Source organism: Pseudomonas sp. PDM02, from assembly GCF_014852285.1.
Classification (GTDB): Bacteria; Pseudomonadota; Gammaproteobacteria; order Pseudomonadales; family Pseudomonadaceae; genus Aquipseudomonas; species Aquipseudomonas migulae.
In genome coordinates this window covers 116,708-132,271 of sequence record NZ_JACVBL010000001.1, presented here as the reverse complement: position 1 = coordinate 132,271, position 15,564 = coordinate 116,708, and the positions used below count along the sequence as shown (strand labels likewise).

Here is a 15,564-nt window from a genome sequence, read left to right as displayed (position 1 = left end):
CAGGCCGCCTCGGCGGCTGTGGCGGTGGTCGCCCCCTCGAGAGGCCGAGTGGAGGTTCTGCGCAGTGCGCAACCCGGCATGAATGCCGGGTTAGCCGCGCACGGCCAAGGATGGCCGATCGCGGCGGGCCCACGGAGCAGGACCGGAGCGAGGGTATGGCGAGCCTTAGCGAGGCACCGAACGAAAGGGGCAAAAGCGCTTGGTTACTTGGCGCTTCTCCAAGTGACTCGCCGTAAGGGCGAAACCAATAGCCGCCATAACCGCAGCAACGGATATGCCCCCCAATCGCAACAGAACCCCGAGATCAGCCCGGCAACCAAGCCTCAGCCCAATAATTCAGGTTACTACCCTGCAGCATATAATCGCGCAGCACTTCCTCGCGCAACGCATCACCCATGCGGTAACTCGCATCCGGGTCAGCCAGGTGCATACGAATCGCCTCAAGCCATTCCTCGGTACTGTTACTCACCACCTTGGTACACGGCAGATAACCGCGATAAGCCTCAGTGTCCGTGCAGATCACCGGATAACCGCACGCGCCATATTCCAGCAGTCGCAAGTTGCTCTTGCAGTCGTTGAAGATATGAAACTCCAACGGCGCCAAAGCCAGATCAAGGTTCAGGCTCGCCAGTTTGGCAGGGTAAGCCTGCAAGCCAACGGCGGGATGGAACTCATGCACGAAAGGCTTGAGCGCCGGCGGGCACATGCCGAAGAACACCCATTCCACTTCATCCGCCAGCAGTCGAACGACATCGGCAATGATCGCCAGATCCCCATCGTGACTGGTGCCTCCGCCCCAACCGACCCTCGGCTTGCGCGACGTACGTCGCTGGCTGCTCAGACCCGTCCACAGATACGGAGCGAGCATGTTCGGCACCACGCGAATATCGTCATGCATGCCTTTGAGAGTATCGGCCAGCGGTTGGGTCGACACCACCACCCGGTCGCACAACCCTACTGCACGCCGCACAATTTGCTCAACGCCAACCATGGCCTTGCGCACGTGAGCGTTTTTCTTCGGAACGTCGATGACATAGTCATCGAGCTCGAAGATCCGGAAAGCCCTGGAGCTGTTTTTGACCCGCTCCACTTCATTCACCGCGCCCTCACTGTAGCGCCCTTGCAGGATGATGACGTCCGGCGACTGGCGCTCCAGCTCAATGTCCGAAGGCGTATGGTAAGAAAGATTACCGAGCACTTGACCCGCGGCTTCCAGCTCCAGAAACGGCTGGGTGACACGGTAATGGCCTACGGCGGTCTCGTTGATCGGGATCGCCAGCACCCGTGGCAGCATGTGACGGGCGAACGGATTCCAGTCGCTCTTGTAACCCGGCTCAAGGCTGAAATTATTGGTGCTCAGACTCAGGTTGACGTTGTACGCCGGATCTCTTGCGATGATCGGCAGCCAGCGCTGATAAAACCGCTTCTGCTCAGCCAGCAGATCTGACACCACCGGCCCGCTCTCCGCCTCGGCAGCCACGTGGACCGATTCGGCATACGGCGTCCAGACCACCAGATAGCCCTTCTGCTTCACACGCAGACAGAAATCAGGGCCGCCGAGTCTTTGGGAAAAGGCCTGCTCGTCAAACCCCTGAAGCTCATCGAACACCTGCTTGCGGACCAGCAGGCACTCGGTTCTCACAGCACTCAAATTCTGCACCGCCTGCTGGCGCTGCATATACCCTGGAGCGGTCATCACCTCCCCGCGCCAAGGTACGCCGACAGGGCCGCGCATCCCCAGCACCAGGGCCGAACCTTCGATACGCCCCTGAGGGCTGACCATTCGGCCACCGACGACGCCCACCTCAGGACGCAAGCCGTGATTCAGCAGCTCCCCAAGCCAGTCACGATTGACGATCAGGCTGTCCGGGCTGAGCAACAGCACGTACTCGCCGCGTGCCTGAGCAACGGCGAAGTTCTGCGCCGCTGCCGGGTTATCAGGGTAATCGCACTGCAGCACGCGCAGTTTTTCGCCGCCCATTTGCGACATGGCGGCCAGCCAGTCACGCGCCTCGATCGAGGTGCTTGCGTTGTCGACGATCAACAATTCGTAGTGAGCATAAGCCGTGCGCTCCAGCACACTTTCGATGCAACGCTCAAGCCGACCGAGCTGATCCTGGGCTACTACCACAATGGACACCAGCGGCTGAACGCCATGCCGGTAGTCAATTCGATTGATGAGCGGCACGTTGCCCGGCCGCACCTCGTGTGCCGCACCGATACGATCAAGGTGCGCAGAGAGTACGCGGGAGTTCTGCTCGATAACCTGCGGCAGAGCGAGCCATTGCGCCAGGCCGAACGAGGATTCGACCAGCACTTGGGCGACATGCTCCACGACATGCGGGCCGTGGTTTTCGACGAGGCGCCAGACCAGGTCATGAGGGCTGAGCTCAGCGAAATCCGGGGTGAAACCACCCGCGGCTACAAAGCCTTGACGCTGGATGGCCAGTGTCCGCCCGACATAGGGATAACTGCGAAGCAGGTCCAGATTGAAATCGGGCTTGAGGATCGGCTCGACCGACACGTCATTGCGCAAGCCGCCTTCATCGGTATAGATACACAGCGCGTCGGCACTCTCGACCATCCGTTCGGCCAAAAGCAGCAAGGCCAGTTCATTCAGGCGATCACCGGCCCGCAGCAGATAGAACCAGTCCGCACTGTCGGCCTGCATCAGGCCATTGAGTTGCTCAAGCCCGTCGCCTTGCAAGGCCACACGAATCACGTTGCCCGCAAGGGCACTGGTGCGATTTTCACCCGAGAGCACCAACACCCTTTCGGCGCCATAGACCTGCCGTTCGATGCTCTCCAGTGTGACACCCAGTGCCGCATCGTCAGCGTCGGCATCCATCAGCACCGGCACAATTCGCGGCTGCCATGCCCACGAGGCAAGGCGCGCAGGTAACAGGCGCTGCTGGGCCGGGTTCAGGGTGCGACACGCCAGCCATTGCTGGTACACATCAGCAAAGCAGTCACAGTTTTCACCCACCCGCGAACGGAGCAACGTCGAGGTAAAGCCCAGGGAACGACCCAGCGCCATTTCTTCCCAGTCATACGGCTCACCGAGGGCGGCGCTGGCCAGATCGATAAAGCGAACATGCCCCGGCGCAGGTGCCGGCTCGCCGCTGCGCACCGACAGCATTTGGGTCAGCCAACCGAGCTCGACCGCCACGGCCTGCTCGACCTCCAGTTGATTGCTCAGGCGCGCCGGGTGCAAGCGTTCAAAGCTGAGCACCTGTGCGATAACCGCCAGATTGCCACGACGCAACAGGCAGACAAACAAGGCGAAATCGAGGCGGGCGACAAACCCTTCGCCGACCTGGGTCAACGCGGGCAAATACTCCAGCACCTGATGAGTGCGCATCAGCGCGCCACTCAAATTGCTGAGAAAGTTCAGGGCCGAGCTTTCCAGCACATCCAGCAGATCTTCACCCTTGAACAGCGTATCCCCCGAGACAAAGCTGGAGTTCTCCAGGCGCTCGGGAAGCAGAAGGTAATCGCCGTCGCAATACTGACGCAGGGCAATCACCAGATTCACGTCGTCATGCTCAATGAAACCCTGCACCTGGCGGGCAATGCTCTCAGGCAGCAGTTGATCGTCATCACAGAGAAGCTTGAGGTACTCCCCGGTTGCCTGCTCGGCGCAGGCCATCAGATTCCCCTTGAACCCCAGGCGTTGTTCATTGCGCACATAACGCAATGTCACGGTTGGCGGCACTGTGCAGGCCTGGACCAGCTCATGGATTTCGTCGCTGTCGCTGTCGTCACACACGATCACTTCAAGCGACGCGTAGGTCTGGTTCAGCGCACTTTGCAGCGCTGCCTTAAAGTACAGCGGGTTGTAGGCGGGAATGGCGATGCTGACAAGAGGAGCTGGTTTCACGGCAGGGGAACTCGCGAGCGGTGGGCGCTCACTCTGGAACGAGTGGAGCAGCCCTGAACCGCTGAAAAATGACGGTTTGCACTCGGGTGTATTGAACCTTCGCGCCTATGGCGCGAAGGCCTTGACTCAGACTTTGTTGAACAACCCCAACTGAGCGATTTTGCTGAACGCCAGTTGCGAGGCTTGCAGCATGGTTTGCTGCAAGGTCAGGCGGGTCATCACCGTGGCCGGGTCCGAATCACGGATCGCGCCCTGGGTCTGCGTGTTGGCCAGCACCAGGCTCTGGTTGATATCGGTCTGAGTCGTCAGCGACGCACCGCGACCCCCCACGGAGCTAAGACCCGAGGTCAACTGATCAATGCCACTGGTCAGGTTACCGATACCGGAACCAATGGCCGCGTTGAGTGCTTGAATGGCCTGCGGATTGTTGTTGGTCGGCGTCGACAGCGCGGTTTTCAGCTGGGCGACCGTGTCCAGAACGTTCTGCGTCTGGTGAGTGTTGACCGTAACGGAGAACTGGTCACCAGCCTGCATCGAAGGTGCGCCGCTCAGCGTAAAGTCGACACCCGACGCGGTGGCGACGTTGCCCGCCAGAACACCGCTGGAAACCGGCTTGCTGCTCGCGGTCAGAGGCGCGGCATACAAGTCGAAAGCCGTGGCGCTGGTGAACTTGAGAACGGCCCCGCCTTCCGGAAAGCTGGCGTGGTAGGCGGCACTGTTGGAGATGCTCGTATTGGTGACGACATCGCTGGACAGGTTGCCTGGGGCACGGGTCGCATTGAAGCTGTCTGGCTTGGCCGCCAGGGTGAAGCTGTAGGCATTGGGGGCCGGAGGCGCCGGGAACACGGTCGCCGGAACGTCGCCAGTCTTCATGTTGATGTTCAACTTCAGATCAACACCACGGAAGTTGATTGTCTGTGTGGCGGCACCACCGGAGGAGCTGAACACGCCATTGCCAGAAGCTTCGGCCGTGACGTCATTACCCAGCGAATCGCGGATTTCCAGCTGCGTAGGGCTGAGGAAATTCACGGTGTAGGGCTCGCCGCCACGGAATTTGGCGTTGTAGGTCACGTCCGAATTCACCTGACCATTGGACAGCACCACACGACCGCCATCGACGGCCGGCGTCGGCGTGGTCATGGTGGACTGTGTGCGACTGGTGTTGATGGCTTGCTGGAACACAGCCCAACCGGTGCTGTTGGTGGCCATCGACTGGGTATCGCCAATCGGCAGGTCCAGCGTGACCTGATCACCGTTGTAGCTGTAGGTGCCGTCGGTATTACGCGAGAACGGAACGGTATCGCCCTTGGAGCCGGAGAAAATGTATTTGCCGTTTTCGTCCTTGGTGTTCATCAGGCTCAACAGCTGTTCTTCGATCTGGCTGAGCTCCGAAGCGTTGGCCTGGCGATCGGAATCGGTATAACCGGCGTTGCCGGCACCCAGGGCCAGTTCCTTGGCGCGTTGCAGCACGTTGCCGATACTGGTCATGACGGCTTCAGTCTGGCCAAGCGTGGCTTTGATCGTCGTCATGTTGTTGTTGAACTGATCGAGCATCGAAGCCTGCTGGCCTAGTTGCAGCAGGCGCGAGGCGCCGACCGGATCATCGGCGGCGGTGTTGACGCGAACCAGGCTGCTCGCCTCTTCGCTGCTCTTGACCACGTTGGCGAAGTTCTTCGAATAGTTGGCAGCCGAGGACTCGTAAAACTGGGCGGTAGAAATGCGCATGGGCTACGACTCCTTAAAGACTGTTGATCAGTGTGCTGAAGATTTCCTGCGCAGCCTTGATGATCTGCGAAGACGCGGTGTAGTACTGCTGATACTTGACCAGGTTGCCGGTTTCCTCATCGAGGTCGACACCCGAGAGCGAGTCGCGCGCACCCTTGGCGTTCGCCAGGATGGCTTCGGTCGCCGCGCTGTCGAGCTTGCCCTGTGCAGCCTTGGAACCCACGCCCTCGACCAGTTTGCCGTAAGCGTCGTTCAGGGAAATACCTTTGCTGGCCGAACCGGTGTCCACGGTCTTCGCGGTCTGCAAGCCAGCCAGTGCGGTGCCGTTACGGTTGTCCAGGCTGCCCGGCTGAGTGAGCGAGACGTTGATCGCCGCGCCGCTGCTTGGGGCACCGGCGATGGTCATGCTGAAGGCCGCGGCGTACTGAGTCGCGGGCGGAGCCGGGATCGGTGCACCCGCGGCATCCGTGAGCGGAATGCTCAGGTTCAGGGTATTGGTCTCACCTGGCTTGATGGTACCGCCGCTGATCAGCGCGCCCTTGGCATCCAGGAACTGGTAGGTCTGGCTGGTGCCATCGGCGGACACCGCACCAAATACCACCTTGGTCGGCGTGGAGTTTTTCAGGCCGTTCTGCATCGCGGTGGTGGTCGCCGCGTCGTAGATGTCGAACTTGGTGGTCAGGGTCGGTTGACCGCTGGCCGGGATCGTCAGGGTGCCGCTGCCACTGCCGCTCGCTGCAATCGCCGCGCCCAGCGGTGCCGCGATGGCCAGACGCTTGGAGTCGGTCATCTCGGTCTTGATGTTCGCCGCAGCATCGCGGGTCGGGGTGATCCTGAAGGTGTCGCCCGCCGTGGCAGAAGCCGCGTTGAACTTCATCTCGACGCCGTCGATGACCGGTGCCGTTACCGGCGCTACCGTGCTGAAGGAGCCCATCGGCGTGTTGTCCGGCAGGCGCTGAACGGTGTAATCGGTCGCGGTGGTGAACGTGACCTTGTAATCGTTGATGGTCAGCTTGCCGGTGTCCTTGATGCTCACATCAAAGTTACCGGTGCCCACGTTGTTCAGGCTGGCGACGCTGCGTTCAGAGACCAGCTTGGCCGAGTTGATGTTGTTGAACAGGTTCGAACCGAAGGCGCCGTTCTTGTCGATGCCCTGGGCCTGAAGGCTGTTCATCTGGTCGGCGACGACCAGGGCCACACGACCCAATTCGTTCATGGCCGGGTCCAGCACGGTGCTGCGATAACGCAACAACCCGCCGATTTCGCCGCCGGTCATGATCGCGGTGATATCAATGGTGCTCGAACCGCGATTGAGTTGCAGCGACAAGCGGCCCGGATCGTCTTTGCCCGGTACCACTTCAAGTTTGTTGACCGTGTTACCCATGACCAGCGGCTGACCGCTGCCCAGGTAAATGTCGAGATTGCCTTCACGCTCCACCACCTGCGCACCGGTGAAGGTCGCCAACTGGCGCACGGTTTCGTTACGGGCGTCGAGCAGTTCGTTCGGCATGCCGCCGGAACTGGAAACCTCGGAGATCTTCTGGTTCAACTGCGCCACGGTAGCGGCCAGCTTGTTGACCTGATCCGCCATGTTCGTCAGGTTGCCGTTGATATTGGCATTCTGCTGGGTCAACTGCGCGGAGACCGAGTTGAAACGGTTGCTCAAGGCCTGGGCATCGCTGAGCAGCAACTGGCGGGACGCGTCGTCACCGGGTTTGGCGTTGACGTTCTGCACCGAGGCAAAAAACTTGGTCAGTGCGCCGTTCAGGCCGGTGCTGGTGTCGGAGAGCAATTTGTCCAGCGGCGTGACCTGATTCAGGTAGGCGGCCGAATCGCTGTTGAGCGAGGTGGTGGTCTGCAACTGAGCATCGAGGTAGCTGTTGTACACGCGACGCACATCGGCCAGGGTCGTGCCGGTGCCGATGTAGACATTGCCGAACTGCTGCGAGGCCTTGGTGCCCTGCACTGTTTGCTGGCGCGAGTACCCGGCGGTGTCGACGTTGGCAATGTTGTTGCCGGTGGTCATCAACGAGGATTGGCCAGCGGCCAGACCCGACATCCCGATATTGAGCAAACTCATGGTTCGACCTTAATCCTTGTGCCTATAAAGGCGTGGTGGAAACGCCCGCCGCAGCGTAGTTCTGGTAACTCGTCATCTGCTTGGCTATCTGCGAAATCTTGCTCGCGTAGTCCGGGTCGGTTGCGTAACCGGCCTTTTGCAACTCGCGTACAAACTGTTCTGGGTTATCGGCCGACTTCACGACATCTTGATAGCGATTGTTGGTTTGCAACAAAGTCACAAGGTCATGGAAGCTGTCCTTGTAAGAGCCATAGGAACGGAACTCGGCCGTCTCCTTGACCATCGCGCCATTTCTGAATTCGCTGGTGATCGCCCGCGCCGAATCGCCCTTCCAGCTGCTGCTGGCCTTGATGCCGAACAGGTTGTGGCTGCTGCTGCCATCCTGTGCGCGCATGACCGATTTGCCCCAGCCGGTTTCCAGCGCCGCTTGAGCCACCAGGTAACGCGGATCGACGCCGATGCGCTCGGCGGCTTCCTTGGCCATCGGCAACATGGTGTTGACGAACTGATCGGCAGAACTGAAGGCTTTTTTCGCCGGTGCCAACGGTATCTGAGCGATGGCACGACCATGAATCTGCAAACCGGCGTTCGCTGATGCTTGCGCAGTCGCCAGCCAGTCACCGTTGAACAAAGGCCCCGAACCGGTCGGCGTGTTGCGCTCTGCCAATCGAGTGTTATTGAGCGGCGCGGCGGCCGTCGTCGCCGAAGGCACCAGGCCTGCCAGCAAGCGGTCAGCCAGCTTCGGTGGCAACGCCAGGCGCCGCTGATTGATCAGCGCCATGTCGTTGCGATGTGCGCCCTCGCCTGCCGCCTGTGGAGCGCTGATCGAGCGCGAAGCCCACAACGGACGCTGGCCATTGACTCGCGACAGCGGCCCATTGGTCGCGACCGTGCCCGCCGCCACCGGCGTCTGCACCGCCGCTTTTGCCGCTTCCTGCTTGGCCGCCGACAGCGTTGCAGCTTCGCCCGGCGCCAATGGTTTGTTCTTCGACATCTGGCGCATCAGCACGTCCGCCAGACCAATACCACCGCCCTCGCGGGACATGGAAACGGCCAACTGCTGGTCGTACATTTCCTGGTACTGCTTGGCCGCCGGCGTGTTGAGCGGGTTGCCCTCGGCCAGCGTGTCGGTCGCCTTGCGCATGGACTTGAGCATTTCACCGAGGAACAGCGACTCGAATTCCTGCGCCACTTTGCGCAGGTTTTCGTCACTGTTCTTGTCGCCGACCTTGAGCTGATTCAGACGATTGAGGTCCGAATAGGACCCCGAATCGGCGCTACTGACCAGACCACTCTTGTGCATATCCATGGTCGCCGGCCTCAGATCACGATCAGGTCGGCTTGCAACGCGCCGGCCTGTTTCAGTGCTTCAAGGATTGCCATCAAGTCACCTGGCGCCGCGCCGACCTGGTTCACCGCACGCACGATCTCGTCGAGGGTGGTGCCCGGGCCGAACTTGAACATCGGCTTGGCTTCCTGCTGGGCGTTGACCCGCGAGCGCGGCACAACAGCGGTCTGACCATTGGACAGAGGGCCGGGCTGGCTGACGATCGGGTCTTCGGTGATGGTCACGGTCAGGCTGCCGTGAGTCACGGCGGCCGGGGACACCTTGACGTTCTGGCCGATCACGATGGTGCCGGTGCGGGAGTTGATGATGACTTTCGCCACCGCCTGACCCGGATCGACTTCAAGGTTCTCGATGATCGACAGATAGTCGACGCGCTGGCCCGGATCCAGTGGCGCACTGACGCGAATCGAACCGCCGTCGATGGCCTGGGCAACGCCAGGGCCGAGCATGTCGTTGATCTTGTCGACGATGCGCTTGGCGGTGGTGAAGTCGGAACGGTTGAGGTTCAACGTCAGACTGTTGCCCTGGTTGAAACCGCTCGGCACCGAACGCTCGACCGACGCACCACCGGGGATGCGACCGGCCGACGGAACGTTGACGGTGATCTTCGAACCGTCACGACCTTCAGCATCAAAACCGCCGACGACCAGGTTGCCCTGGGCGACCGCGTAAACGTTGCCGTCGATACCCTTGAGCGGCGTCAGCAGCAAGGTGCCGCCACGCAGGCTCTTGGAGTTACCGATGGAGGACACGGTAATGTCCACCTGCTGACCCGGTTTGGCGAAGGCCGGCAAGTCGGCACTGATCGATACCGCCGCGACGTTTTTCAACTGCACGTTGCCCGAACCGGGCGGCACCTTGATGCCGAACTGCGAGAGCATGTTGTTGAAGGTTTGCAGGGTGAACGGCGTCTGCGTCGTCTGGTCGCCGGTACCGTTGAGCCCGACCACCAGGCCGTAGCCGATCAATTGGTTGGAACGTACGCCGGAAATACTGGCGATATCCTTCAGCCGCTCGGCCTGAGCACCAAAGGCTGCGGACATCAGGAACGCAGCCACCATCAGGTGTTTGAAATTCAACGTGACCACCTAGAAAGGGAACAGCGGGCTGAGGAAGAAACGGTCGAACCAGCCTGGCTGACTCGCATCGGCAAACGAACCGGTGCCCGAATAGGTGATGCGTGCATCGGCGATGCGCGTTGACGAAACCGTGTTGTCGGTCGCGATGTCATCGGCCCGGACCAGGCCCGCGATCCGTACCAGTTCATCACCGGTATTGAGGGTCATCCACTTCTCGCCGCGCACGGCAATGATGCCGTTGGGCAAGACGTCGGCGACGGTCACGGTGATCGAACCGGTCAGGCTGTTGCCCTGCCCGGCCTTGCTGTCGCCCTTGGTCGCGCGGTCGCCGCTGTAACTCGCATTCAGTGTCAGATCATTCTCATTGAATGGGTTGTTAGTGTTGGGCACCACACCGAACAACGACGTCAGGCCAATGCCGGCCTTGCTGTTCTTGGCCACTTGCGAGTTGGCGTTTTTACTGGCCTGGGTTTTTTCGTTCAGGGTGATGGTGATGATGTCACCGACCCGGAACGCCTTGCGGTCGCTGTACAGGTTCTGTTCGAAACCGGCCTGGTAGATCGAGCCGTTGTTCGCGGCAGCCGGCAATGGCGTACGCGGCAACACCGGGGCGTAGTAAGGGTCATTGGGCTTGGGCGTCGGACCGACGCAACCCGCCAGCGCGACGACGCCACTCAGTGCCAGGACAGATACAAAGCGATTCATGACCCTACCTCACGGTGTTGCAGGCGGCCTCATGACCGCCTCATAGACTTGATTACAGATTCTGCGTTACGAACGAGAGCATCTGGTCGGCGGTGGAGATCACCTTGGAGTTCATCTCGTAGGCGCGCTGAGTGGTGATCATGTTGACCATCTCTTCAACGGTGCTGACGTTGGAAGTTTCCAGGGTGTTCTGCAGCGTGGTACCGAAACCGGCCAGGCCTGGCGTGCCGACTTGCGGCGCGCCGCTGGCGGCGGTTTCCAGGAACAGGTTGTTACCCACCGCTTGCAGGCCGGCCGGGTTGATGAAGTCGGCGGTTTGCAGGTTGCCGATCACCTGGGATGCCGGGTTGCCGGCAATGGTGATGGACACGGTGCCGTCGCGACCGACCGTGAAGGTCTGCGCGTCGTTCGGAATGACAATGGCCGGCTCGAGGGCGAAGCCGTTGGCGTTCACGATCTGGCCGTTGGAGTCGAGGTGGAACGTACCGTCACGGGTGTAGGACGTGGTGCCGTCCGGTTGCAGGATCTGGAAGAAACCGCGACCGTCGATGGCCATGTCCAACGGCTGCTCGGTAGTTTGCAGGCTACCGGCGTTGAAGTTTTTCTGGGTGCCGACAATGCGCACACCGGTACCCAATTGCAGACCCGACGGCAGTTCGCTGTCCTGGGTCGACTGGGCGCCTGGCTGGCGTTTGATCTGGTACAGCAGGTCCTGGAACTCGGCGCGATCACGTTTGAAACCCGTGGTCGACACGTTCGCCAGGTTGTTGGAAATGGTGGTCAGGTTAGTGTCCTGGGCGGACAGACCTGTTTTGGCAACCCATAGAGCCGGAAGCATTCGATTCTCCTCGTGCGCCTGTTTTACGGCGCGACGTTCTGATAATTAGCTGATCTGCAAGACCCGAGCCATGGCCTGGTCATCGTCTTTGGCGGTGTTCATCATCTTGATGTGCAGTTCGAACTGCTTGGCCAGCGCCAGTACCGAAGTCATCTCTTCCACGGCATTGACGTTGCTCGACTCCAGGAACCCGGACACCAGTTTGACGCTGGCATCGGCTTGCGCCGGCTTGCCATCCTTGGTGTGGATCGAACCGTCCAGGCCTTTGGTCATGTTCTTGAAATCCGGATTGACCAGCTTGATGCGGTCGACTTCAGCCATCACGCGAGGGCCTTCGCCCATCGCACGAATGCTGACGGTGCCGTCTTCACCCACTTCGATTTGCTGCTCGGGCGGCACGGAAATCGGCCCGCCGTTGCCCATCACCGGCATACCGTTGCCGGCCCGCAACACGCCCAGAGCGTCAACGTTCAGGCTGCCGGTGCGCACGTAGCTTTCACCGCCGTCGGGGTTCTGAACCGCGATCCAGCCGTTGCCCTGCACCGCGACGTCGAGGTCGCGACCGGTTTGAACCAGAGAGCCCGCGGAGAAGTCGGTGGCCGGACGTTCGGACATCGCAAACGCACGCGCCGGAAAGCTGTCACCGAACACCGGCATCGAACGCGCCTGCTCCAGGTCTTTCTGGAAGCCGTTGGTGGAGATGTTCGCCAGGTTGTTCGCATGAGCCTTCTGCGCCAGTGCATTCTGGCTGGCGCCGGTCATTGCCACATAAAGGTACTTGTCCACACTCTTTCCTCTGCATGCCGGACGTTTGCCGCCCACCGCTGTACTGCTGAGCGATAAGCAATTTGCAGACCAACTTTTTTCTGGCGGCGCGGAGCCCGGCAAACAAAGGACTTGGGGCGTTCAGGGGGAAATGGGGGAATGTGTCAAAGACGAAAAACCGGCGGTGTTATGCCGGTAAGTGGCAACGCATGATCCAAAGGTTGCCCGTGCCGGCCCCTTCGCGAGCAAGCCCGCTCCCACATTTGACCGCGTTTCTTCAGGAGAAACTCGCACGAGTGTGGGAGCGGGCTTGCTCGCGAAGAGGCCGGCACAAACACAGCAAACGTCAGCTAGGACTCAGTCTTGCCGACTTCATACTCACGCAACTTGTTGGCAATGGTTGTGTGCGAAACCCCCAACCGCTTGCCCAGTTGGCGACTGCTCGGATGCTCCGAATACAAACGCTCCAGCACCGCTTTTTCAAAACGCCCGACAATCTCATCCAGCCCGCCTTCAAGCGAAAAATCGCCAAGCGGCTGACGCACGCCATAATCCGGCAGGCGAATATGTTCAGCCTTGACCGTCCCGCCCTCGCATAACGAAACCGCCTGGAACAGCACGTTTTCCAACTGCCGGACGTTGCCCGGCCAATGGTAGTGACTGAGCCGCTCCATGGCCGCCGGCGCCAGTTTCGGCAGCGCACAACCGATCTGCCGACTGGCCTGATCAAGGAAGTGCTCCACCAACGGCGTCAAACCATCCAGGCATTCGCGCAGTGGCGGGATATGCAGCGAAAGCACGTTCAAACGGTGATACAAATCCTGGCGAAACTCGCCACGAGCGCACAATTCCGACAGGTCGACCTGGGTGGCACAGATCACTCGCACATCGAGGTAAACCTCTTCATCACTGCCTACACGACGGAAGCATCCGTCCTGCAGGAATCTGAGTAATTTCACCTGCAGGCGTGGGCTCATTTCCCCCACGCCATCGAGAAACAGCGTACCGCCCGCCGTCAGCTCCAACAGCCCGAGCTTGCCTTCGGCACGGGCGCCTTCAAACGCACCGGGGCCGTAGCCGAACAGTTCAGTCTCGGCCATGGACTCCGGCAGGCCGGCGCAATTGAGCGCCATCAGCGGCGACTGCCCCCGGGGGCTCGCCAGGTGGCAGGCGCGTGCCAGCAATTCCTTGCCGGTGCCGGTTTCGCCTTCTATCAATAGCGGCGCATCCAGCGGTGCCATGCGCCGGGCTTCACGCACCACCGCCGCCATCACTTTCGAGCTTTGGAAGATGCTGTCGAACCCGCGCAGTTCCTGTTTGCGCACGTTGTAAATGCGCTCCCCTACCCGGTCAGCACGGTGCAGCGTCAGCACCGCGCCGGCCATGGCCTCGCTGTCGTCATGCTCCGATTGCAGCGGCGCGATGTCGGCCAGAAACACGTCGCCCTTGACCTTGACCCGCAGCCCGTTGATCCGCGACTTGTTGGCGCGCACCAGTTCCGGCAAATCGAAATCCTCGGCGTAACGCGACAAGGGAATCCCCGGCACCTCATCGACACGCACGCCGAGCAACTGCGCCGCCGCGCGGTTAGCCGCAACAATCGAGCCGCCCATGTCGATCGACAACACCGGAAATTCCAGGGCACCGAGCAAAGCATTAAGCTCCATGTGCCGACGCTCGCTCGGCATGAGGCCTACACGCTTGACGCCAAAGACCCCGGCAATCGACTCGAATTTCGGACGCAACGCCTGGAACTGAATATTGATCAGGTTCGGACAATGCAGGTAGATCGCGTTGCCATGCTCGCCACCCACTTCACCTCGAGCGACGTTGATCCCGTACTCGACCAGTAAATTGAGAATGTCGCGCAGGATGCCGATGCGGTTCTGGCAGTGGACTTTGATACGCATAAAAGGCCCAAAGATAAATTAAGGCGATGGATCGCTCCCTGTAGGAGCTGGCTTGCCGGCGATGGCGTCCTTGAGAACGCTATCGCCGGCAAGCCGTCTCCTACATACAGCGGCTTACCAATCAATCGAGGCCCACAAGGGAAATATTTCTCTGGGTGCGCTCAGATAGTCGTCAAGATTATGTGACACCCGCAAGCCATTTCAAACCCGAAAAACTCATGCGCAGCGCCACAGTCGCCAATCCGTAACGAAAAGTTTACGAAAACCAACGAAATTTCCTACATGCGACGGTTTACACGTGCTGCAACATCGCAATTCCTGAGGTATTTCTAAGTCCATAGCAGGACATAACAAGAACGAAATCCCCTAGCAGGAGAGCAGCATGAAGCAGACGCAGTACGTGGCTCGCGAGCCCGATGCGCAAGGTTTTATCGACTACCCCGCCGAAGAACACGCGGTGTGGAACACGCTGATCACTCGCCAACTGAAAGTGATCGAAGGGCGTGCGTGCCAGGAATACCTGGACGGTATCGAAAAACTCGGCCTGCCCCACGACCGCATTCCGCAACTCGGTGAAATCAACAAAGTCCTCGGTGAAACCACCGGCTGGCAGGTTGCCCGAGTACCCGCACTGATTCCTTTCCAGACCTTCTTTGAATTACTGGCCAACAAGCAGTTTCCGGTGGCGACGTTTATTCGTACCCGCGAAGAGCTGGATTACCTGCAAGAGCCGGACATTTTCCACGAGATCTTTGGTCACTGCCCGCTGCTGACCAACCCTTGGTTCGCCGAATTCACCCACACCTACGGCAAACTCGGCCTGAAGGCTTCCAAGGAAGAACGCGTGTACCTGGCGCGCCTGTACTGGATGACCATCGAGTTCGGCCTGGTCGATACCCCCGAAGGCCAGCGCATTTACGGCGGCGGCATTCTTTCCTCACCGAAAGAAACCGTTTACAGCCTGTCGAACGAACCTGAGCATCAAGCCTTCGACCCGCTGGAATGCATGCGCACGCCTTACCGCATCGACATCCTGCAACCGCTGTATTTCGTCTTGCCGAACCTCAAGCGTCTGTTCGACCTCGCCCACGAAGACATCATGGGCATGGTCAAGCAAGGCATGCAGCTGGGCTTGCACGCACCGAAATTTCCGCCGAAAGCCGCGTGATCCGCAGCTTTTAGAATCAAGTGAGCCTGTCAGGAATCGACGCTTTGGTTTAGCGTGGTTGCACTG

At 60.2% G+C, this 15,564-nt stretch carries 10 protein-coding genes; 1 reads left to right on the top strand and 9 read right to left on the bottom strand.

Features of this window, described 5'->3' with window-relative positions; translation table 11 throughout:
• Positions 1-304: 304 nt before the first annotated feature.
• The 9 genes from IB245_RS00545 to IB245_RS00505 all read right to left on the bottom strand — a co-directional run bounded on the left by IB245_RS00545 (position 305) and on the right by IB245_RS00505 (position 14,330).
• A complete protein-coding gene (locus IB245_RS00545) occupies positions 305-3,880 on the bottom strand; it encodes a glycosyltransferase (protein ID WP_192226010.1) in 3,576 nt (1,191 codons plus the stop codon).
• 126 nt (positions 3,881-4,006) lie between these two features.
• A complete protein-coding gene (locus IB245_RS00540; protein ID WP_008042676.1) occupies positions 4,007-5,605 on the bottom strand; it encodes a flagellar hook-associated protein 3 in 1,599 nt (532 codons plus the stop codon).
• Between the two features lie 13 nt (positions 5,606-5,618).
• Entirely contained in the window at positions 5,619-7,685 is a 2,067-nt protein-coding gene (gene flgK / locus IB245_RS00535; protein WP_192226008.1) for a flagellar hook-associated protein FlgK, read from the bottom strand.
• 22 nt (positions 7,686-7,707) lie between these two features.
• A complete protein-coding gene (gene flgJ / locus IB245_RS00530) occupies positions 7,708-8,994 on the bottom strand; it encodes a flagellar assembly peptidoglycan hydrolase FlgJ (RefSeq protein ID WP_192226006.1) in 1,287 nt (428 codons plus the stop codon).
• Between the two features lie 11 nt (positions 8,995-9,005).
• Positions 9,006-10,094 (bottom strand): flagellar basal body P-ring protein FlgI, encoded by a 1,089-nt coding sequence (locus IB245_RS00525; RefSeq protein WP_032832736.1) that lies wholly within the window; start codon positions 10,092-10,094, stop codon positions 9,006-9,008.
• 27 nt (positions 10,095-10,121) lie between these two features.
• Positions 10,122-10,817 (bottom strand): flagellar basal body L-ring protein FlgH, encoded by a 696-nt coding sequence (gene flgH, locus IB245_RS00520; protein ID WP_008042681.1) that lies wholly within the window; start codon positions 10,815-10,817, stop codon positions 10,122-10,124.
• Between the two features lie 52 nt (positions 10,818-10,869).
• Positions 10,870-11,655, bottom strand: a complete 786-nt coding sequence (flgG, locus tag IB245_RS00515; RefSeq protein WP_008042682.1) for a flagellar basal-body rod protein FlgG — start codon at positions 11,653-11,655, stop codon at positions 10,870-10,872.
• A 45-nt stretch (positions 11,656-11,700) separates the two neighbouring features.
• On the bottom strand, positions 11,701-12,441 hold the full coding sequence (locus IB245_RS00510; protein WP_192226004.1) for a flagellar basal body rod protein FlgF: 741 nt from the start codon (positions 12,439-12,441) through the stop codon (positions 11,701-11,703).
• Between the two features lie 329 nt (positions 12,442-12,770).
• Positions 12,771-14,330, bottom strand: a complete 1,560-nt coding sequence (locus IB245_RS00505; protein ID WP_008030481.1) for a sigma-54-dependent phenylalanine hydroxylase transcriptional regulator PhhR — start codon at positions 14,328-14,330, stop codon at positions 12,771-12,773.
• Between the two features lie 382 nt (positions 14,331-14,712).
• Here IB245_RS00505 and phhA point away from each other — a divergent pair, with 382 nt between their 5' ends.
• Positions 14,713-15,498 (top strand): phenylalanine 4-monooxygenase, encoded by a 786-nt coding sequence (gene phhA, locus IB245_RS00500; RefSeq protein WP_192226002.1) that lies wholly within the window; start codon positions 14,713-14,715, stop codon positions 15,496-15,498.
• Positions 15,499-15,564: the final 66 nt, after the last annotated feature.